Origin of the sequence: Lysinibacillus sp. NPDC094403 (genome assembly GCF_050278745.1) — a bacterium.
Lineage (GTDB): Bacteria > Bacillota > Bacilli > Bacillales_A > Planococcaceae > Lysinibacillus.
This window is the reverse complement of the sequence record NZ_JBNNTL010000019.1, coordinates 40,179-59,840: the sequence shown is the minus strand read 5'-3', so window position 1 is coordinate 59,840 and position 19,662 is coordinate 40,179. Positions and strand designations below refer to the sequence as shown.

The window sequence follows — 19,662 nt, the reverse complement described above, 5'->3', positions numbered from 1 at the left end:
CCAGGGCAATGAGTAAAAACAGTATCTGGCCTCTTTTCCTATAAAGAAGGAGGAATGTCATGAAAAAAGCTGATACGACGCATTTGGATTTTGACAATGTTTTAGAAAAAGCACCTCATATTTATCCGAAATCGGCAGTCTACAAATTTTTTGGCTTTAGCTTATTTGGCATTTTTATGTTCTTTATCACTATTACGTTAAATGGAAAAAAGACAATACCGCTTGACCATTTAGTGACGTTTATCCGTACACAGTTTTCATCATTGATTGTCTATTACATTTTGATAATCGTCATTGCTGGAGCTATTTATCCTATTTATAAAAAAACTTGGAATAAATCCACAGTTGAGATGGTTATTTCAGCATTGAAAATAATTGGTGCTATTGCATCTGTTCTAGTTGTTTTTAAAATTGGACCAAGCTGGTTATTGGCTGATGATATGGGACCATATTGGTATAATTCGCTCCTTACTCCAATTGGCGTTCTGGTTCCGATAGGCGCCATATTTTTAGCGATGCTCGTTGGTTATGGCTTACTAGAGTTTGTTGGGATATTAGTGCAGCCTATTATGCGACCAATTTGGAAAACACCTGGTAGATCTGCCATTGACGCTGTAGCATCCTTTGTTGGTAGCTATTCAATAGGATTATTAATTACAAACCGTATCTATAAGGAAGGGAAGTATACAACAAAAGAAGCCGTTATTATTGCTACAGGGTTCTCCACTGTTTCTGTTACTTTTATGATTGTTGTGGCAAAAACTTTAGACCTGATGAATATTTGGAATCTTTATTTTTGGATTACTTTCTTAGTGACGTTTTTAGTAACAGCGATTAGTGTGCGTCTTTGGCCAATTCGCAATATTAGTAATGAATACTACAACAATATGGATGGCGATAAGGAGAAAATCGTAAAAGAAAATCGTTTACAGCATGCATGGAAGGAAGCGATGCAGACCGCGGAGAAAGCTCCGAATCTGTGGCAAAGTATAAAAGAGAATGTTAAAGATGGCTTAGTAATGGCCATGGGGATTTTGCCTACGATTATGTCGATTGGACTTATTGGTTTATGGCTTGTCAATCATACACCTATTTTTGATTATGCAGCTTATTTGTTTGTACCTTTAACGTATCTATTACAAATGGCTGAGCCGTTAATTGTTGCAAAGGCAGCAGTTGTCAATTTAATCGATATGTTTTTACCTTCCCTTGTAGTTGTTGAGAGCGCTATCGAAACACGTTTTATTGTCGGTACTTTATCGATTTCTTCTATTCTCTTTTTCTCTGCACTTATTCCTTGTATTTTATCAACGGAAATTCCAATTTCTTTAGGAAAAATGATTGGAATATGGTTTGTGCGTAGCGTCTTAACCTTAATTATCGTTACACCAATCGCCTATTTATTATTGTGAAGGAGTGATTATGTGCTAAAAAAACCGAACTATATTATTAAAAATGCAGCACAAATTTTGCCTTGTACAGGTGATGAGATGCAGGATTTTCAAGTTTTGACTGATACAGCAATCGTTATTGAGGGTGAACGAATTATTGATATTTGTTCGGATAAGGAACTGAGGCAACGCTATGTGATGGATGATACAAATAGTATTGATGCAGAAGGTAAGGTTGTTGCTCCGGGCTTTGTCGATGCTCATACACACTTAGTTTTTTATGGTAGTAGGGTCGAGGAGTATGCTGCTAAATTATCTGGCAACGTTGAGGGAAATCTGAAAAAGATTGCAATGACAATAGGGCCAAATCGTACGATCGAGCTTACACGGGATGCTCCGGAGGAGGTGCTTTTTGAGCTATCAAAAAAACGTATTATGACCATGCTTAAACATGGCACAACTACAGTTGAGAGTAAGAGTGGTTATGGACTAACCCCTGAAAGTGAAATAAAGATTTTACGTATAGGGCGTCAATTACAAGATAATACGCCTCTTGATGTTGTTAATACTTTTTTAGGGGCACATGGTATTCCGGATCATTTAACGAAGGAACAATATGTCAATGAAATTGTTGACGTCATGATTCCGCAGGTAGCACAAAACAATTTAGCGGAATTCTGTGATGTTTGGTGTGATGAAGGCTATTTCACTGAGCAAGAATCCGAGCGTATTTTACAAGCTGGATTAGCGTACGGATTATTACCCAAAATCCATGCTGATGCCTATTCTTATATTGGCGGTTCAGATTTAGCAGCGCGAATGAAAATAGTATCTATTGATCATCTGAATTACACACCAGAATCATTAATAACACAATTAGCCGAAGCGGGTGTTATCGGTGTATTGATGCCAGCATTAGATTTTGCTGTTGCTCATAAACGTCCTTTTGCTGCTCGTAAAATGCTTGATAGCGGTATGCAAATAGCCCTAGCGACTGATATGTGTCCAGCTTGCTATACAAGCTCAATGTCTTTTGTCATTAATCTAGCTTGCCGACTGTATCAATTTACGGTCGAAGAAGCAATTAAAGCCTCAACAAAAATAGCCGCTAGAGCATTGAATTTAACAGATCGTGGAACGTTAGAAATTGGCAAAATTGCTGATATTCAAATATGGGATGTGCCGAACTATAAGCATGTAGCATATGAGCTGGGAACGAATATTGTGGAAACGGTTATTAAGCGTGGTCGTGTCGTAATAAATGAAGGAACTTGGGCAAAGGAGAACACATTCATTTAAAGGGGAGAGGTACGAATGAAGGTTGAGTTTGCGTCAAAGGCAGCAGAAAAAGTGAATGAGGAAAGATTAGTTAAATTATTTTTAGAAATGGCAAAAATAAATGGTCCGAGTAGCAAGGAAAGTCTAGTTGCAGCATTTTTAAAGGATGAATTACCGAAGTTAGGTTTTCAATTAACGTTTGATGAAGCACATAAAAATTTTAATGGAGAAGTAGGTAATTTAATAGCCTGGCATAAAGGAACTGATGACACTATACCGCCTCTATTCTTTTCTACACATATGGATACAGTATTACCGACGGAGAATCTAAAGCCAATTATGAAAGATGGGGTCATTTACTCAGATGGTACTACGATTTTAGGGGCTGATGATAGAGCAGCACTTGCGTCTTATATAGAGGCGATGCGTGCCATCATTGAAAGTGGTATTGCACATGGACCGATAGAGCTGATATTAACAGTAAATGAACAAGCAGGCTTAGTTGGTGCAAAATATATGGATTATCAAAAGATTAAAAGCAAAAAAGGCTATATTTTTGATAGTAGTGGCGATGTAGGGCAAATTATTTTGCAAGGTCCATATAGTAGTAGAATTTGGTTCACGGTTAATGGGAATGCAGCACATATTGCTTTAAATGCTGATGCCGGAAACAATGCTTTTCTCATTGCTTCTGAAGGGCTATTAAATATGAAATTAGGTGAGATTGATAGTGAAACGCTTGCAAATATAGGCATTATTCATGGTGGAGAGCTGACATCGATTATACCAGGATCAGTTACACTTGGAGGAGAGGTAAGAAGTTTTTCTAAAGAGAAATTAGATGCTCAATTGGAACATATGCAGAAGACGATGGAAGTAGCCTCTAAGAAATATCAAGGAACTGTAGAAGTAAAAATTGACGAGAAATATCTGGGGTTCAATGTTTCTGAGGAAGATATACTAGTTCAAGCAGTAACAAAAGCAACAGATAACATTCAAGTATCCTCCTATTTAACAAAAACATTAGGTGGAGCAGATACGAATGTTCTAAATGAAAATGGATTAACTTGTATTACGCTTGGGAATGGTTTTCAGAATATTCACTCTTTTAGGGAGAATATAAGTATTGAAAACTTAGTGAACACAGGTAGATTAACAGCTGCACTAATAGAACAGTGGTATGTGCAACATAAATTTCAAATAGAGGAGGAATAGATATGTTAACTACATTAAACATTACGAAAGAGTTAGAGAAAATGGTTCCGCAAGTACTACAGTGGAGAAGATATTTACATGAAAATCCAGAATTGTCGTATAAGGAATACTCTACGTCTGATTATGTCTATAGCCAGTTAATGTCTTTTGGGAATTTAGAGGTCACTAGACCAACAAAAACTAGTGTTTTAGCTATTTTAAAAGGAGATTTACCAGGAAAGTGCTTAGCTTTAAGAGCAGACATGGATGCTTTACCTATCCAGGAAGAAACAAACTTGCCTTTCGCTTCTAAAGTACCAGGTGTGATGCATGCTTGCGGTCATGATGGGCATACGGCTATGTTGCTTGGGGCAGCAAAGATTTTATCTACTTTGAAACATGCCGTAAAAGGAGAAATTCGCTTTATCTTTCAGCATGCAGAGGAGGTATTTCCGGGTGGAGCCAAAGAAATGGTTGCAGCTGGGGTTATAGAAGGTGTCGATCAAATCGTAGGATTACATTTATTCTCTATGCTTCCTACAGGGAAAATAGGTATTTGTTCGGGTCCTATTACAGCAAATTCTGATACGTTCGATCTTGAAATTATCGGAAAGGGTGGGCATTCTTCTCAACCGCAGGATTCTATTAATCCTATTTTAATTGGGGCGCAAATTACTAATCTATTACATCAAATTGTACCACAGAAGGTTGACGCGAAAGAACGTGCTGTCATAGCTGTAACAGAGTTTAGTGCGGGGAGCGCTAAAAATATTATCCCTAATCGCTCGTTGTTAGGTGGAAGTGTAAGGACTTTTTCACAGGATATCCGAGAATTGATTGCTAAACAGATAGAATTTCAAGTAAAACATTTCACTGCAGTACATGGCGCTGATTATAAATTTGAGTATCACTATGGTTATTCTTCTGTCGTAAACGATGAGCAATTGACTTCATTAATTGAAAATATTATTAGAGAAAGTCTAGGTCCAGAATATATTTTACACATTGATCCAATTATGGGGGGAGAAGATTTTTCGGCGTTTTTGACGGAAGTTCCTGGCGTATTCATAGGGATCGGTGCAGCCTTTGAGGATGAATCATTAAATTATCCGCATCATCACCCTAAATTTTCAATCCATGAGGACTCATTAGAAGTTGGATTGAAAGTGTTAGTTCATACAGCTTTAACACTCAACTCTTAAGGGGGGAGAAAAAATGCTTCAAGAACCAGTAATTGCAACAATGATCGTTCTAGGATTAGTCGCACTTGGAGAAATTATTTCCGTTATTAGTAATGCAAGAGTACCAATGCTTTTTGTAGCAATGATGGGCTACTTAGTCTTGTTATGGCTAGGTATTTTTCCGAGTGATTTACTTGCCAACTCGACATTTTTAACAGTAGGAGCAGTATTAGGGACAGCACCAATCTTAGTTCACATGGGAACATTAATACCGTTAAAAATGATTCGCTCACAATGGAAGGCTGTCATTATTGCGATAATCGGCATGTCTTTTGCTACACTTTCCATTTTAACAATTGTTACTTTCCTTTTTGACTATAAAACGGCTGTAGCTGGAATAGGGCCTTTAAATGGCGGAATTATTGCTGTATTAATTACTTCAGAAGGATTGAAAGAGCTAGGTTTTGTCAGTTTACTTACAATCCCAGCTCTTATCATGGCGCTACAATCACTGATAGGCATTCCGGTCGCGAATCTTTTGTTACGAAAACATGCGGTGAAAATTCGTGAAAAAATTCATAGTGGCTCTTTTGTTGCATCCAATAATGCCAGTTTTGAAGAGGAAGATGATAATTTAATCATTCCTAAAAAATATCGAACGCCTTTAGTGTTATTGTTTATGCTGTTTATTGGAGGTGCGATTGCGGTTGCTTTAGCCAAAGTGACGGGTATTCCTTATAGCTTATGGGCGTTAGCAATAGGTATTATTGGTCGCTTAGTGAAATTTTACCCAGAGCGAGTTATGGAGAAATCAAATAGTTTCACAGTTGGAATGGCGGGGATCATTTTTATTGTTATAGGAATGATGAACGATATTACATTTGATATGTTTATCGAACAGCTGCCTGCAGTTGCAACTATCCTTATTCTTGGGGTACTAGGTATTCTGTTTGGTGGTTTTATAGGAGCAAAATTATTTAAATTGGATTATTTTCTAGGTATTCCAGTAGCGTTAACAGCTACATTTGGTTTTCCGGGAGATTACATTGTATGCGAGGAAGTAAGTAGAAGTATTGGAAAAACGGAAGATGAACAGAAAAAAATCTTCAATGAAATTTTAACTCCGATGCTGGTAGGAGGATTTACGACTGTAACATTGGGAAGCGTTATTATTGCTAGTATTTTAATTAAAACAATTTAACAAAGATAGTGGGGATGTAAATGTTAGAGAATCCTGTTTTAATCTCAGTGATTGTTTTGTCTATTTTAAGTTTAAGTGGGGTTCATGTTTTATTTGCATTAATAATCGCAGCAATTGTAGCAGGGCTTGTCGCGGATTTATCGTTAACTGAAACAGTATCTATATTTATTGGTGGCATGGGAGGGCAGTCAGAAACTGCTTTAAGTTATGTATTGTTAGGAATATTTGCAGCTCTAATTGCCCAGTCAGGTTTGGCTAATATTCTTATTCAAAAGCTTCTATCATTAAAAAAACCAAATAAATATATTTTAATTTTCACTCTGGCAATTATCGCGTGTTTGTCAGGCACACTTATCCCGGTACATATTGCGTTCATTCCAATACTGGTACCACCACTATTATTCTTCTTTAATAAATTGAAAATAGATCGTCGTGCCTTGGCATCTGCCTTAACATTTGGCTTGAAAATGCCCTACTTATGGATTCCAATTGGATATGGGTTAATATTCCAAGGAATTATCGCACAAGAGATGACAGCAAATGGTATGGCGATGGTACAGAGTCAAATTCCAAAAGCTATGGCAATTCCGGCAATTGGAATGTTTCTGGGCTTAGCCATTGCTGTATTCATTTCTTATAAAAAACCTAGAGAGTATAAACAACTTGAAGAAGATATCCATGATTATGAGAATCCAAAGACAGAAAATACTGAGGCAAAATTGGATCGTAAAAGTTGGATAGCGCTCATAGCAATATTTGCAGCACTTGTTATTCAATTATCTTTAAGTTCATTAGTCTTAGGCTCATTATCAGGGATTATTGTAATGTTTGTTGGTCGAGTTGTCTTCCTTAAAGACAGTGAAGAAGTTGTACAGAATGGTGTGAAGCTTATGGGAGCTATCGCTTTTATTATGCTAATTGCTTCAGGCTATGCAACGATTTTAAAAGAAACTAATGCAATTACAGAGCTAGTAGAAGCTATGACGGGAATGACAGGACAAAGCAAGCTGATTACTGCCACTTTATTATTGTTTATCGGTTTACTTGTCACAATGGGGATTGGTACATCATTTGGAACGGTACCGATTTTAGCTGTTGTGTTTGTGCCGTTATGTGCAGCAGTTGGATTTAGTCCGCTCGCCACAGCTGCGCTTATTGGAACTGCTGGTGCTCTAGGCGATGCAGGCTCTCCTGCTTCAGATAGTACACTTGGCCCTACATCCGGTTTGAATGCTGACGGACAACATAGCCATATTTGGGATACATGTGTACCAACATTTGTACATTATAATATTCCATTATTTATATTTGGTATTGTGGCAGCAATGATTTTATAGAAATCAAACATGAGTAAGAAGCATAGGGGTGAAATTTTAAATGGAAGTTATTTTGCTGGATGGTTACACATTAACAAGAGAACAAATTGAAAAAATTGCTAAAGGCTATGAACCTGTTTCGCTAGCACCGAGTGCGTTAGATCGAGTTAGAAAGAGTCGCGCTCGTATTGAAAAAAGGTTATCCGAGGGCCAAGCTATATATGGTGTAAATACAGGCTTCGGTAAACTGAGTGATGTTCAAATTGCTGAACAAGATAATGAACTATTGCAACTCAATTTGCTACGTTCTGATGCAGTTGGAGTGGGCACACCATTAGAAACCTCAATTGTACGCACGATGATGGCTTTACGAGCCAATGCTTTAGCAAAAGGCTATTCGGGTATTCGCGAAGAAACGCTTCAATTATTAGTTGAATTAATCAATAAAAATGTACATCCTATTGTGCCATCGCAAGGTTCCGTTGGTGCTAGTGGTGATTTAGCACCATTGGCACATATTGCGTTAGTACTTGTCGGAGAAGGAAAAGCAGAGTATCAAGGAGAGGTCATATCAGGACAGCAAGCATTAGCTCGTGCAGGGCTCACGGCAGTTCGATTACAAGCTAAAGAAGGACTTGCATTAATTAATGGAACACAAGCGATGACAGGTATTGGGATTATTACAATCAATGAGGCAGAACGTCTCGGGTACGCGGCAGATATGGCAGCATGTCTGACAATGGAGGCATTAAAGGGAATCATATCAGCCTTTGATGAAGATTTATTAGCAGTGCGCCCTCATGCTGAAATAGCAGATGTTGGAGGTCGGATACGAAAGTGGTTGGAGGGAAGCAAGCGTATAACAACACAAGGAGAAATACGTATGCAAGATGCTTATTCGTTGCGCTGTGTACCACAAGTTCACGGAGCTTCGTGGCAATGCTTCAATTATGTAGAACAACGCTTGCAAATAGAGACAAATGCCACAACAGATAACCCGGTTGTATTAGAGAATGGCGAGGTACTATCTGGAGGGCATTTTCACGGACAACCGATTGCACTTGCCATGGATTTTTTAAAGGTAGGTGTAGCAGAGTGGGCGAATATTTCAGAACGAAGGACGGAGCGCTTAGTGAATCCGCAATTAAGTGGATTATCTCCGTTTTTAGCAACAAATCCAGGCCTTGAATGTGGATTAATGGTTGTTCAATATGTCGCTGCATCGCTCGTTTCTGAAAATAAAGTCCTTGCCCATCCGTCAAGTGTGGATTCTATTCCGACTTCAGGCAATCAAGAGGATCATGTAAGTATGGGAACTACTGCAGCGAGGCAAGCAAGACAAATTGTGCATAATAGTGCACGAGTGCTTGCCATTGAGTTAATTGCTGCCTCTCAAGCAATTTTTTTAGAAAAAGCAGAGCATCAATTAGCCCCAACAACACGAAAATTTTTAGAAATAGTACGTTCATTCTGCCCACCATTAGAAGGTGATAAGGCCATTGGTGAAGAGACCGAAGCTCTTGCTCATTATTTATTAAGTAGTAATGATATTTTAAGCATTGAATAAGACAAAATTTGGGATATCCCTAATGAGAAAAAGTATGCTTGAAGGTGTCTTCTAGCATACTTTTTTGTTACTAAGATAATAGTCTCGAAGCTCGTTATTCTCGCAAATGGAATTATTGCCGAAATCCCGTAATATAGAAAACGTTTTCATAACTCCTTACGTTTGCTTGCTGCTGGTATTCCTAACTCTTCTCGATACTTGCTAATAGTACGTCTAGCCAAATGGATTTGAAAAGAGCTGGCTAGGCTTTCAGCAATCTTTTGATCGGATAGGGGCTTTTGTTTATTTTCAAAGGTGATTATTTTTTTAATCATTTCTAAGATTGAAGTTTGAGAATGCTCTGATTGAGTGCTTTCAATTTTAGAAGAAAATAGATCTTTCCATAAATATGTTCCAACAGGTGTTAGTATTATTTTATTTCGAATTGCTCGACTTACTGTTGACTCGTGCATGTCTATTTGTGTTGCGACATCTCTTAGAGATAAAGGTTTTAAATAAGATAGCCCATGATAGAAAAATTGTTGTTGATGCTGTAGGACAACTGACATGATACGAATAATTGTTTGATGGCGTCGCTGTAAACTATGGACGAGCCATTCATAATGCTTATATTGCTGTTTTACATATGCTTGTTCGACTATGGGTAGTAAAGATGCGACATTTTTATAGCTATCATGAAGCTGAATAGATGGCAGTGAGCGATCATTTAAGCTGAATTGTAATGTGCCATCTTCGATCACAACAACAATATCTGGTGTGACATATTCGATATTATCTATTGAGTTCAGAGCGCAAGGTATTGGTGTTAGTTGCTGTAGCCGATTAATTAGTGCTAATAACTGTTCTTTAGAAAGTTTAAGAGATTTCATCAATTCAGGAAATTTACGTTCAGCTAGTAGGAACAGCCCTTTTTGAATAAGTCGCTGTAAATCATAATCATTCTCTTCGATTTGCAGCAGAAGACATTCTTGCAGATTACGTGCACCAATTCCTGGCGGCCCGATTTGTTGTAAAAGCTGAATACCATAATAATGTTGCTCATCTGCAATATTAGAAAGGTGTGCTGGAGAATAGCCCTTGTTATCTAACTGTTCAATAAGAAACCGCACAATTTGTAAATCATTACCTGCAAAAGTGAGTGTAGCTAGTTGCAACAATTCCTCTCGGTAGTTTGGTTCTGCAATTTTTGTATATAAATCATTCTCAGTTGTTCGAACTGGAGAATGTGAATTACCAAAAATACGTTCTTGAAATGATGGTGGTTGAAGTTCTATTAACGGATTCTCTAATTGTTGATCATACAGAAATTGCTCGAGTTCAAGTGTTGAATATTGTAGTAATTCAATAGATTGCTGTAATTGAGGTGTCATCATCATTTTTTGCTGCTGTTGTTGCTTTAAAAACATGTCCATCATGATTCCTCCGTTTTTAGCTTTTTATTAGCATATCATAAAAGTGATAGAATTTTCGGACTATTAACAGAGATAAACAGTGTAAAACTAAAATCTATTCTGGATTAAAAAAAGTAGTTGGTATGAAAGCGTAGAGTAGGGGGAGGCTAGTGCCTCTGTAGTTTTGCTTTCGTCGAAGAGCAAAAGATTCCTGCAAAAATAGCGTGAGAATTGTGACTACACAGGAGCAAAGTATGAGCGACGAGGAGTCCCAGGCTACACCCACAGAAAGTATCCTCTCAGAGTGGAATGTGCAGTTTAGTACATAATTTGTGGAAAATTGCTAATACTATATTATTGTTTTGATTTAGTTATTTTACTAGTTGGATTCATGGCGTTCCCTGCCTTGATTGTTTATAATGAGGAAATGGAAAAGACTAACGAGAAAGAAGGGATAGCTATGGCACGAGGTGTTTACATTCATATTCCTTTTTGTCATCAAATTTGCAACTATTGCGATTTCAATAAATTTTATTTTAAAAATCAACCAGTGGATGAATATATAGAAATGCTAGGCAAGGAAATGGAGCTAGCGACAAAAAAATATCCCGAGAGTTTTAAACAAATCGAAACGATATTTCTTGGTGGCGGTACGCCAACAGCGTTAACACCTAAACAATTAGGGAAACTTCTTGAGCTTATTCGTGCGTATATTCCAATGGACAATGTGACAGAATTTACATCAGAGGCCAATCCGGACGAGCTATCAGAAGCAAAATTGAAGGCACTATTTGATGGTGGTGTAAATCGCATAAGTATGGGTGTACAATCTTTTGATCAAGAGTTGTTAAAGAAAATTGGTCGTACACATAGCAATAATCACGTCTATGAAACAATTGCCTTGGCGAAAAAAGTAGGTTTCAGAAATATAAGTCTGGATTTAATGTATGGTTTGCCAGGTCAGACGATGGCACAATGGAAGGATACTTTAGAAAAAGCGTTCGCCCTTGATCTACCGCATTTTTCCGCTTATTCACTAATAGTGGAGCCAAAAACGATTTTTTATAATCAATTCACAAAAGGTAAGCTCCATTTACCAACTGAAGATCTTGAAGCGGATATGTATGATGTACTAATGAACCAGATGGAGGCTCATGGGCTTCAACAATACGAAATTAGTAACTTTGCTCAATCTGGTTTCAGTTCTAGACATAATAAAATATACTGGGAAAACGATGAATATGCAGGCTTTGGTGCCGGTGCACATGGATATCTAGCTGGTGTGCGCTATTCAAATCATGGACCATTGAAAAAGTATATGGATGCAGTAAGTGCAGGAGAACTACCAATTGTATATGAACATGTTGTAACAAAGGATGAGAAACGAGAAGAGCAAATGTTTTTAGGTCTGCGTAAAACGGAAGGAATTTCACACACTATATATGAAGAAAAATTTAATGAATCGATACAGAAGCATTACACACATGTCATTGAAAAATTAGTTTCAGAAGGTCTTTTGGAACATGATACTATAGGAATTCGTCTTACGCGAAAAGGTCGTTTTGTAGGTAATGAAGTTTTTCAACAATTTTTACTAGAAGATTGAGCGATATCGTTGACATAAAATGTAGGATTTGATAACTTAATAATAGTATTAGCACTCCTCTTAGTTGAGTGCTAACAGAGGTGATAATCATGCTAACAAATCGGCAATTACAAATATTGCAAGCCATTGTAGACGACTTTATTATGTTTGCACAGCCGGTAGGTTCTCGCCAAATCTCCAAAAAGCAAGAGATTACATTTAGTCCAGCCACAATTCGAAATGAAATGGCGGATTTAGAGGAATTAGGCTTCTTAGAAAAAACGCACACTTCCTCTGGTCGAGTGCCTTCGGAAAAGGGTTATAGATTTTATGTAGATCATTTGTTGAATCCACAAGGCATTAATTCAAGGGACATTCAGCAAATCCAATCAATTTTCAACGATCGTTTAGTAGAAGTAGAGCATATTATCCGAAAGTCAGCCAATATTTTATCAGAGCTGACATCGTATACATCGATTCTTTTAGGACCAGATGTTCAAAGACATCGTATTAAACGATTCTCAATTGTGCCACTCTCTAGCGATACAGCAGTAGCGATAATCGTAACGAATAACGGACATGTTGAAAATCGCATGTTTAGTTTACCCCCTAATTTTACCGCTTCTGATTTAGAGAAAATGGTTAATATCTTAAATGAACGCCTTGTTGGTGTGTCATTAGAGGATATTCATAAAAAACTGGAAGCTGAAGTGCTAGCAGTATTACAGCAGCACGTTCGATCAGCGGATGATTTTATTCAAGCTCTCGTTACAGCGACGATGCATAATTCAGAAAGTAAAATTTTCTATGGTGGTAAAACAAATATGTTCAACCAACCGGAATTCCACGATTTAAATAAAGTCCGTATGATTTTGGACTTAATGGAAACGACTAGCCAAGTGCAATCGCTCTTTCATCCTAATGAATCGGGCATTCATATTCGTATCGGCTCGGAAAATAAACAACTAGAAATGGAAAACTGTAGTGTCATTACGACCACTTATTCTATTGGTGAAGATCAGCAAGGAGCTATAGCAATTATTGGTCCAACACGTATGGATTATAAGCGTGTTGTTGCTTTACTAGACGTAATGCGCATGGATTTAACACAAGCCTTTACGAAGAATCGTAGTGATTGATAATGAGGAGGATTCAAGTGACGGAAACAACTGAAAACAAAGACCTTGTACAAGAAGAAAAGGAAGTACAAGCTGAAAATGTAGTAGAAGTGGAAGAAACAGAAGTTAAAGAAGAAGTAAAAGGACAAGAAGCTGAGTTAACAATCGAAGAGCAGTACGAAGCAAAGCTAGCTGAGTTACAAGCAAAGCTAAACGACGAGGAAAATCGTCATCTACGTTTACGTGCTGACTTCGATAATATACGCCGTCGCAATCAACTTGATCGTGAGGCTGCTGATAAGTATCGAGCACAAAGCTTACTGTCAGATTTATTGCCAGTAATCGATAATTTTGAGCGTGCCTTACAAGTTGAAGCAACTTCTGAAGAGACTGCTTCTATCGTAAAAGGTATTGAAATGGTATACCGTTCTCTGTTAGAAGCTACTGAGAAGGAAGGCTTACAAATTATTAAAGCTGAAGGTGAGCAATTTGATCCAAATGTTCACCAAGCTGTCATGCAGGAGCAGGATAGTGAAAAAGAGACGGGAGTTGTCTTACGCGAGCTTCAAAAAGGCTATATGTTAAAGGATCGTGTATTACGCCCAACTATGGTATCAGTAAACGAATAGTAATAGCACTATTTAGTCAATGACATTTAATTAGAAAACGCATCTTTTGCGTTTAAATAATAGGAGGAAATTTTTATGAGCAAAATTATCGGTATTGACTTAGGAACAACAAACTCTTGTGTTTCTGTACTTGAAGGTGGAGAACCAAAAGTAATTCCAAATCCAGAAGGAAACCGTACAACACCATCTGTTGTTGCGTTTAAAAATGGCGAACGTCAAGTTGGTGAAGTAGCGAAACGTCAATCAGTAACAAACCCTAACACAATTATTTCTATTAAATCTAAAATGGGTACATCTGAAAAAGTTAAAGTGGAAGATAAAGAATATACTCCACAAGAAGTTTCTGCAATGATTCTTCAATACTTAAAAGGCTATGCTGAAGACTACTTAGGTGAAAAAGTAACTAAAGCAGTTATTACTGTACCTGCTTACTTCAACGATGCTCAACGTCAAGCTACAAAAGACGCTGGTAAAATCGCTGGTTTAGAAGTTGAACGTATTATTAACGAACCAACAGCTGCTGCACTTGCTTATGGTTTAGACAAACAAGATACAGATCAAAAAGTATTAGTATTTGACCTTGGTGGCGGTACATTTGACGTATCTATTCTTGAATTAGGTGACGGTGTATTTGAAGTATTAGCAACAGCTGGTGATAACAAACTAGGTGGGGACGATTTCGACGACGCTATCATCGAGTATCTTGTAGCAGAATTCAAAAAAGAAAACGGCATTGACCTATCTAAAGATAAAATGGCTATGCAACGTTTAAAAGATGCAGCTGAAAAAGCGAAAAAAGACTTATCAGGTGTAACATCTACTCAAATTTCTTTACCATTCATCACTGCTGGTGAAGCGGGTCCATTACACTTAGAAATTTCTTTAACTCGTGCAAAATTTGACGAAATTACATTACCATTAGTAAACCGTACAGTAGGTCCAGTACGTCAAGCATTATCTGATGCAGGTCTTTCAACATCTGAAATTGACCAAGTTATCTTAGTTGGTGGTTCTACTCGTATTCCAGCTGTACAAGAAGCTGTACGTAAAGAAACTGCAAAAGAGCCACACCGTGGTGTAAACCCTGACGAAGTTGTAGCAATGGGTGCTGCTGTTCAAGGTGGCGTACTAACTGGTGATGTAAAAGACGTAGTTCTACTTGACGTAACTCCACTTTCATTAGGTATTGAAACTATGGGTGGCGTATTTACAAAATTAATCGATCGTAACACTACGATTCCAACATCTAAATCACAAGTATTCTCAACTGCAGCTGACAACCAACCAGCAGTAGATATTCATGTACTACAAGGTGAACGTTCAATGGCAGCAGACAACAAAACATTAGGTCGCTTCCAATTATCGGATATCCCACCAGCACCACGTGGTGTACCACAAATCGAAGTAACTTTCGATATTGATAAAAACGGTATCGTATCTGTTAAAGCGAAAGATCTTGGTACAAACAAAGAACAAACAATTGTTATCCAATCTGATTCTGGTTTGTCTGAGGAAGAAATCGAACGTATGGTAAAAGACGCAGAGGCAAATGCTGAGGCGGATACTAAACGTAAAGAAGAAGCAGATCTTCGCAACGAAGCTGACCAATTAGTGTTCCAAGTTGACAAAACTATTGCTGACTTAGGTGAACAAATTACAGAAGACGAGAAGAAATCTGTAGAAGATGCTCGTGATGAACTAAAAAAAGCGCTTGAAGCTGGCGAATTAGAAGGCATTAAATCTGCTAAAGAAAAACTAGAAGGCGTATTACAGCCATTAGTTATGAAAGTATACGAACAAGCTGCAGCAGCTGCTCAAGCAGCTCAAGGTGGCGATGCTGGTGCAGATGCTGGCGCTGGTAAAAAAGATGATATCGTAGACGCTGACTTTGAAGAAGTAAAAGACGATAAATAATAGTAAGTTACACAGTTAAGTGAAGAAGCCAAAGACCGCTTGCGGCTTTGGCTTTTCTCTTTATTTTTGAGCTATATCCTTCACTCAAACAGACACACACACATTGAATCGTCTAGTTGCATAGGTTATCAGCGAGAAAAGTAAAAAAAATGTGATGCAACATTTGTAATGAATAATTAATAATTAAAATAGAGGCAGTTTTTTTAACTGCATGATACAATAGATTTTATGCAAAAAGAGCGGAGAGTGAATCATGGAGAAACGCGATTACTACGAGGTGCTTGGTTTAACGAAATCGGCTTCTAAAGATGAAATTAAAAAAGCATACCGTAAATTATCAAAGCAATATCATCCTGACCTTAATAAAGAGCCGGGTGCAGATGAAAAATTCAAAGAAATCGCTGAAGCTTATGAAGTGTTAAGTGACGATCAGAAAAAAGCACGCTATGATCAATTTGGCCACGAGGATCCAAATGCAGGCTTTGGTGGTGGTGGCTTCGGAGGAGGCGGCTTTGGCGGCTTCGAGGATATTTTTAGCTCATTCTTTGGTGGTGGAGGTCGTCGTCAAGACCCGAATGCACCACGCAAAGGTGATGATCTTCAATATCGTATGAATATTAAATTTGAGGAAGCGATTTTCGGGAAAGAAACCGAAATCGAAATTCCTAAAGATGAAGAATGTGGTACTTGCCACGGTTCAGGTGCAAAAACAGGTACTAAACCTGAAACATGTTCAACATGTCAAGGTGCAGGTCAAGTAAATCAAGCTGTGGATACACCTTTCGGGCGTATGATGAATCGTCGTACTTGTTCTACATGTCATGGTACAGGTAAAATCATTAAAGAAAAATGTTCAACTTGTCGTGGTGAAGGAAAAGTTCAAACACGTAAGAAAATCAAAGTAACGATTCCAGCGGGTGTTGATGATGGTCAGCAAATTCGTGTGTCTGGTCAAGGTGAGCCTGGTATAAATGGAGGACCAGCAGGGGATTTATATATTATGTTCCGCGTTCAAGGACACAATGAGTTTGAGCGTGATGGAGATGATATTTATTTCGAACTAAAACTGACATTCCCACAAGCATCTCTTGGTGATGAAATTGAAGTTCCGACTGTCCATGGGAAAGTAAAACTACGTATACCAGCGGGAACACAGTCAGGTGCGCAATTCCGTCTAAAAGACAAAGGTGTCAAAAATGTACATGGCTATGGCACAGGGAATCAATATGTAACAGTAAAAGTTGTAACGCCAGAAAAATTAACAGAAAAACAAAAACAATTACTACGTGAATTTGCGGAAATCAGTGGTGATATTCCTGAAGAGCAAGGAAGCTCACTATTCGATAAAATTAAGAAAAAATTCCAAGGTGAATAATTAGAGGAGCTGAAGAGCTACGTGAAGTGGTCAGAATTATCCATTCATACAAAAAATGAAGCGGTAGAAGCAATTTCGAATATTTTGCATGAAGCAGGGGCAAGTGGTGTGGTTATTGAGGATTCTGCAGAATTTGCTAAACCACGAGAAGATCAGTATGGTGAAATATATGCGCTAAATGAAGCTGATTTTCCGAAAGATGGTGTTATTGTTAAGGCTTATTTATCGGAGTCTAGTTTTTTAAATGAAACAGTCGAAGAAATTAAGGCAGCTATAACAAATCTAACGAACTTTAACATTGATATTGGCGATAATGTTGTATCGATTGTGGAAGTTAATGAGGAAGACTGGGCAACAGCATGGAAGCAATACTATCATCCTGTAAAAATTTCTGAACGCTTTACAATTGTACCAACATGGGAAGAATATGTACCAGTATCAACAGATGAATTAATTATTGAATTAGATCCTGGTATGGCTTTTGGTACAGGAACACACCCTACAACTGTTATGTGCTTACAGGGGCTTGAGAAGGTTGTAAATGAGGGAGATACGGTTATCGATATTGGAACGGGTTCAGGCGTTCTATCAATTGGTGCAGCCTTACTAGGAGCTAAGAGCGTACATGCACTTGATTTAGACGAAGTAGCAGTACGTTCAGCACAAGAAAATGTTGCGTTAAACAAAGTAGATGATAAAGTATCTGTATTCCATGGGAACCTACTAGATACAGTTAAGGAACCAGCTGATGTCGTTGTGGCCAATATTTTAGCAGAAATTATTATGTCCTTTACTGACGATGCATTTTCAGTTGTCAAACCGGGTGGATTATATGTCACTTCAGGCATCATTGCCGCAAAACGTGATGATGTAAAAGCAGCTCTAGAAGCTTCAGGCTTTGTAATCGAAGAAGTATTACTAATGGAAGATTGGGTAGCTATCATTGCCCGTCGACCACAATAAGTGGACTGAGGAAGCGCCAAATCGTGAGCCGTGTGCTTGCGATTTGGCGTTTTCTCTTTTTGCTATAAAGGAGTATGGTAAAATGCAACGTTATTTTATTGAGACGACCATTGAGGAAGCACGTATTAGCGGTGAGGATGCACGACATATTGAACGAGTAATGCGTATGAAAGAGGGCGACAAAATCGTTGTAGTTGCACAAAACACCGCCCATATTTGCGAAATTGTAGCCTTCGAAGCAGATGAGGTACACGTTCAAACTACAGGCGAAATTGTTCCTTCTCCGGAGTTACCTGTTCATGTAACAGTGGCATGTGGTTTACCAAAGGGCGATAAACTAGAACTTATTACACAAAAGGCAACAGAGCTTGGAATGTTTGCCCTGTTGCCATTTGAAGCGGAGCGTTCCATCGTTAAATGGGATAAAAAGAAGGGTGCTAAAAAGCAAGAACGTCTACAAAAAATTGCAAAAGAAGCAGCTGAGCAATCCCATCGTACACATATCCCTGAAATTTATGAACCAATCTCTTTTAAACAGCTAGTAGAGCAAGTGGGCAATTTCGACGTCGTTTTTATAGCAGATGAAGAGGATGCAAAAGCAGAAAAGCGCACAAGGTTTGCGGAGAAGCTTAAAAACGCGTACGACAAAAAGTCGAAATCAATACTTATTATCTTTGGTCCAGAAGGCGGCATTGCTAGAAAAGAAGCGGATGCCCTACTTCAAGCCGGAGCCCAAACTATGTCATTAGGACCCCGAATTTTACGAGCAGAAACAGCGCCACTCTATGCACTTTCTGCAATATCTTATGAATTTGAATGAAATAAGCGTTTAGCCTTGTCAAATGTGGCTTTTTATGTAGGTCAAACCCACGCTTAATGACTTCTAATATTAGATCCTATCAAAAAAGCCGATTCAAAAAATTTTGAATCGGCTTTACTATATGCCCATCCCCATAACGTGTCGTGATATGACAGTCCAACTGTAAAAATATGTTACTCTAATTTTTGGTAACGAATTCATAAAAATCCTTCTTCTTATATAATTCAGATTGAGGAAAATAAAATAATTAAATTTTTGAGGGAAGCAAATGAATAAATTAATTATCTCATTAACTTTTTTTGTAATTGCTGCTATGATCTATTGTGCTACTTTAATAGCAACAGGTTTATATACTGTTTCATTTCCTGAATTATTTAATATTCGGTTACTTGAAATAGGTAAAATACCAATTACAATTTCAATATTAGCTTTTAGTATTGGGGCCGGATTTGGCTACGGGAAAATAAATAAAAACGTAAATTGGGAAAAGATAAGCGAGTAATTCAGTTATCTAATTGTCTCAGCATTCAAGCAAGGATCAAGTATTGGAAAGCTTTAAAATATAAAACACAAGTAAAAAGAGTACCTGGCATTTTGTTTTCATTTTTTAATATCAGTAAAAAAAACTAGTATACACGTCTATTCATAGATTTAATTGCTACATATTCTATATGGAGAGCTCTCAAATACTACAAAAATGAAAAGAGGGAAATTTTTTGAGTAATCAATTAGATCCAAT

Annotated in this window: 16 protein-coding genes; 15 read left to right on the top strand and 1 reads right to left on the bottom strand. The window is 37.8% G+C overall.

Annotated features, from left to right (window positions below):
• Nucleotides 1-59 precede the first annotated feature (59 nt).
• The 7 genes from ACQKMV_RS20450 to hutH are packed head-to-tail and all read left to right on the top strand — an operon-like array spanning nt 60 to nt 9,128.
• Nucleotides 60-1,412 (top strand): YjiH family protein, encoded by a 1,353-nt coding sequence (locus ACQKMV_RS20450; RefSeq protein ID WP_427506130.1) that lies wholly within the window; start codon nt 60-62, stop codon nt 1,410-1,412.
• 12 nt (nt 1,413-1,424) lie between these two features.
• On the top strand, nt 1,425-2,690 hold the full coding sequence (gene hutI / locus ACQKMV_RS20445; RefSeq protein ID WP_427506129.1) for an imidazolonepropionase: 1,266 nt from the start codon (nt 1,425-1,427) through the stop codon (nt 2,688-2,690).
• A 15-nt stretch (nt 2,691-2,705) separates the two neighbouring features.
• Nucleotides 2,706-3,884 (top strand): M20/M25/M40 family metallo-hydrolase, encoded by a 1,179-nt coding sequence (locus ACQKMV_RS20440; protein WP_427506127.1) that lies wholly within the window; start codon nt 2,706-2,708, stop codon nt 3,882-3,884.
• A 2-nt stretch (nt 3,885-3,886) separates the two neighbouring features.
• Nucleotides 3,887-5,065: an amidohydrolase gene (locus tag ACQKMV_RS20435; RefSeq protein ID WP_427506126.1), complete on the top strand. Its 1,179-nt coding sequence runs from the start codon at nt 3,887-3,889 to the stop codon at nt 5,063-5,065.
• Nucleotides 5,066-5,078: 13 nt separating this feature from the next.
• A complete protein-coding gene (locus tag ACQKMV_RS20430; RefSeq protein ID WP_427506125.1) occupies nt 5,079-6,245 on the top strand; it encodes a hypothetical protein in 1,167 nt (388 codons plus the stop codon).
• Between the two features lie 20 nt (nt 6,246-6,265).
• Nucleotides 6,266-7,582: a Na+/H+ antiporter family protein gene (locus ACQKMV_RS20425; RefSeq protein WP_427506124.1), complete on the top strand. Its 1,317-nt coding sequence runs from the start codon at nt 6,266-6,268 to the stop codon at nt 7,580-7,582.
• A 40-nt stretch (nt 7,583-7,622) separates the two neighbouring features.
• Nucleotides 7,623-9,128 (top strand): histidine ammonia-lyase, encoded by a 1,506-nt coding sequence (gene hutH / locus ACQKMV_RS20420; RefSeq protein ID WP_427506123.1) that lies wholly within the window; start codon nt 7,623-7,625, stop codon nt 9,126-9,128.
• A 146-nt stretch (nt 9,129-9,274) separates the two neighbouring features.
• Here hutH and rpoN read toward each other — a convergent pair whose 3' ends face one another.
• Entirely contained in the window at nt 9,275-10,540 is a 1,266-nt protein-coding gene (gene rpoN, locus ACQKMV_RS20415) for an RNA polymerase factor sigma-54 (protein WP_427506122.1), read from the bottom strand.
• Nucleotides 10,541-10,979: 439 nt separating this feature from the next.
• Between rpoN and hemW the strand changes: the two genes are divergently transcribed.
• The 8 genes from hemW to ACQKMV_RS20375 all read left to right on the top strand — a co-directional run bounded on the left by hemW (nt 10,980) and on the right by ACQKMV_RS20375 (nt 19,425).
• On the top strand, nt 10,980-12,125 hold the full coding sequence (hemW, locus tag ACQKMV_RS20410) for a radical SAM family heme chaperone HemW (RefSeq protein ID WP_427506120.1): 1,146 nt from the start codon (nt 10,980-10,982) through the stop codon (nt 12,123-12,125).
• Nucleotides 12,126-12,214: 89 nt separating this feature from the next.
• Complete coding sequence (gene hrcA / locus ACQKMV_RS20405; protein ID WP_427423255.1) at nt 12,215-13,243, top strand: heat-inducible transcriptional repressor HrcA; 1,029 nt, start codon at nt 12,215-12,217, stop codon at nt 13,241-13,243.
• A gap of 17 nt (nt 13,244-13,260) precedes the next feature.
• Nucleotides 13,261-13,851, top strand: a complete 591-nt coding sequence (gene grpE / locus ACQKMV_RS20400) for a nucleotide exchange factor GrpE (protein ID WP_427506119.1) — start codon at nt 13,261-13,263, stop codon at nt 13,849-13,851.
• 75 nt (nt 13,852-13,926) lie between these two features.
• Nucleotides 13,927-15,765, top strand: a complete 1,839-nt coding sequence (dnaK, locus tag ACQKMV_RS20395; protein WP_427506117.1) for a molecular chaperone DnaK — start codon at nt 13,927-13,929, stop codon at nt 15,763-15,765.
• Nucleotides 15,766-16,018: 253 nt separating this feature from the next.
• Entirely contained in the window at nt 16,019-17,140 is a 1,122-nt protein-coding gene (gene dnaJ, locus ACQKMV_RS20390; RefSeq protein WP_427506116.1) for a molecular chaperone DnaJ, read from the top strand.
• Between the two features lie 21 nt (nt 17,141-17,161).
• On the top strand, nt 17,162-18,103 hold the full coding sequence (gene prmA / locus ACQKMV_RS20385; RefSeq protein WP_427423251.1) for a 50S ribosomal protein L11 methyltransferase: 942 nt from the start codon (nt 17,162-17,164) through the stop codon (nt 18,101-18,103).
• 82 nt (nt 18,104-18,185) lie between these two features.
• The gene (locus ACQKMV_RS20380) at nt 18,186-18,923 is read left to right on the top strand and encodes a 16S rRNA (uracil(1498)-N(3))-methyltransferase (RefSeq protein WP_427506115.1); all 738 of its coding nucleotides are present in this window, start codon (nt 18,186-18,188) and stop codon (nt 18,921-18,923) included.
• Between the two features lie 268 nt (nt 18,924-19,191).
• Nucleotides 19,192-19,425 (top strand): hypothetical protein, encoded by a 234-nt coding sequence (locus tag ACQKMV_RS20375; protein WP_427506114.1) that lies wholly within the window; start codon nt 19,192-19,194, stop codon nt 19,423-19,425.
• Nucleotides 19,426-19,662 lie beyond the last annotated feature (237 nt).

Excerpts from the sequence above, each read along its gene's own strand:
- rpoN (WP_427506122.1), bottom strand. The coding sequence starts at position 10,540 with ATGGACATGTTTTTAAAGCAACAACAGCAGCAAAAAATGATGATGACA.
- dnaJ (WP_427506116.1), top strand. The coding sequence starts at position 16,019 with ATGGAGAAACGCGATTACTACGAGGTGCTTGGTTTAACGAAATCGGCT.
- ACQKMV_RS20430 (WP_427506125.1), top strand. The coding sequence starts at position 5,079 with ATGCTTCAAGAACCAGTAATTGCAACAATGATCGTTCTAGGATTAGTC.
- ACQKMV_RS20425 (WP_427506124.1), top strand. The coding sequence starts at position 6,266 with ATGTTAGAGAATCCTGTTTTAATCTCAGTGATTGTTTTGTCTATTTTA.
- ACQKMV_RS20440 (WP_427506127.1), top strand. The coding sequence starts at position 2,706 with ATGAAGGTTGAGTTTGCGTCAAAGGCAGCAGAAAAAGTGAATGAGGAA.
- dnaK (WP_427506117.1), top strand. The coding sequence starts at position 13,927 with ATGAGCAAAATTATCGGTATTGACTTAGGAACAACAAACTCTTGTGTT.
- hutH (WP_427506123.1), top strand. The coding sequence starts at position 7,623 with ATGGAAGTTATTTTGCTGGATGGTTACACATTAACAAGAGAACAAATT.
- ACQKMV_RS20380 (WP_427506115.1), top strand. The coding sequence starts at position 18,186 with ATGCAACGTTATTTTATTGAGACGACCATTGAGGAAGCACGTATTAGC.
- ACQKMV_RS20375 (WP_427506114.1), top strand. The coding sequence starts at position 19,192 with ATGAATAAATTAATTATCTCATTAACTTTTTTTGTAATTGCTGCTATG.
- hemW (WP_427506120.1), top strand. The coding sequence starts at position 10,980 with ATGGCACGAGGTGTTTACATTCATATTCCTTTTTGTCATCAAATTTGC.
- ACQKMV_RS20435 (WP_427506126.1), top strand. The coding sequence starts at position 3,887 with ATGTTAACTACATTAAACATTACGAAAGAGTTAGAGAAAATGGTTCCG.
- hrcA (WP_427423255.1), top strand. The coding sequence starts at position 12,215 with ATGCTAACAAATCGGCAATTACAAATATTGCAAGCCATTGTAGACGAC.
- ACQKMV_RS20450 (WP_427506130.1), top strand. The coding sequence starts at position 60 with ATGAAAAAAGCTGATACGACGCATTTGGATTTTGACAATGTTTTAGAA.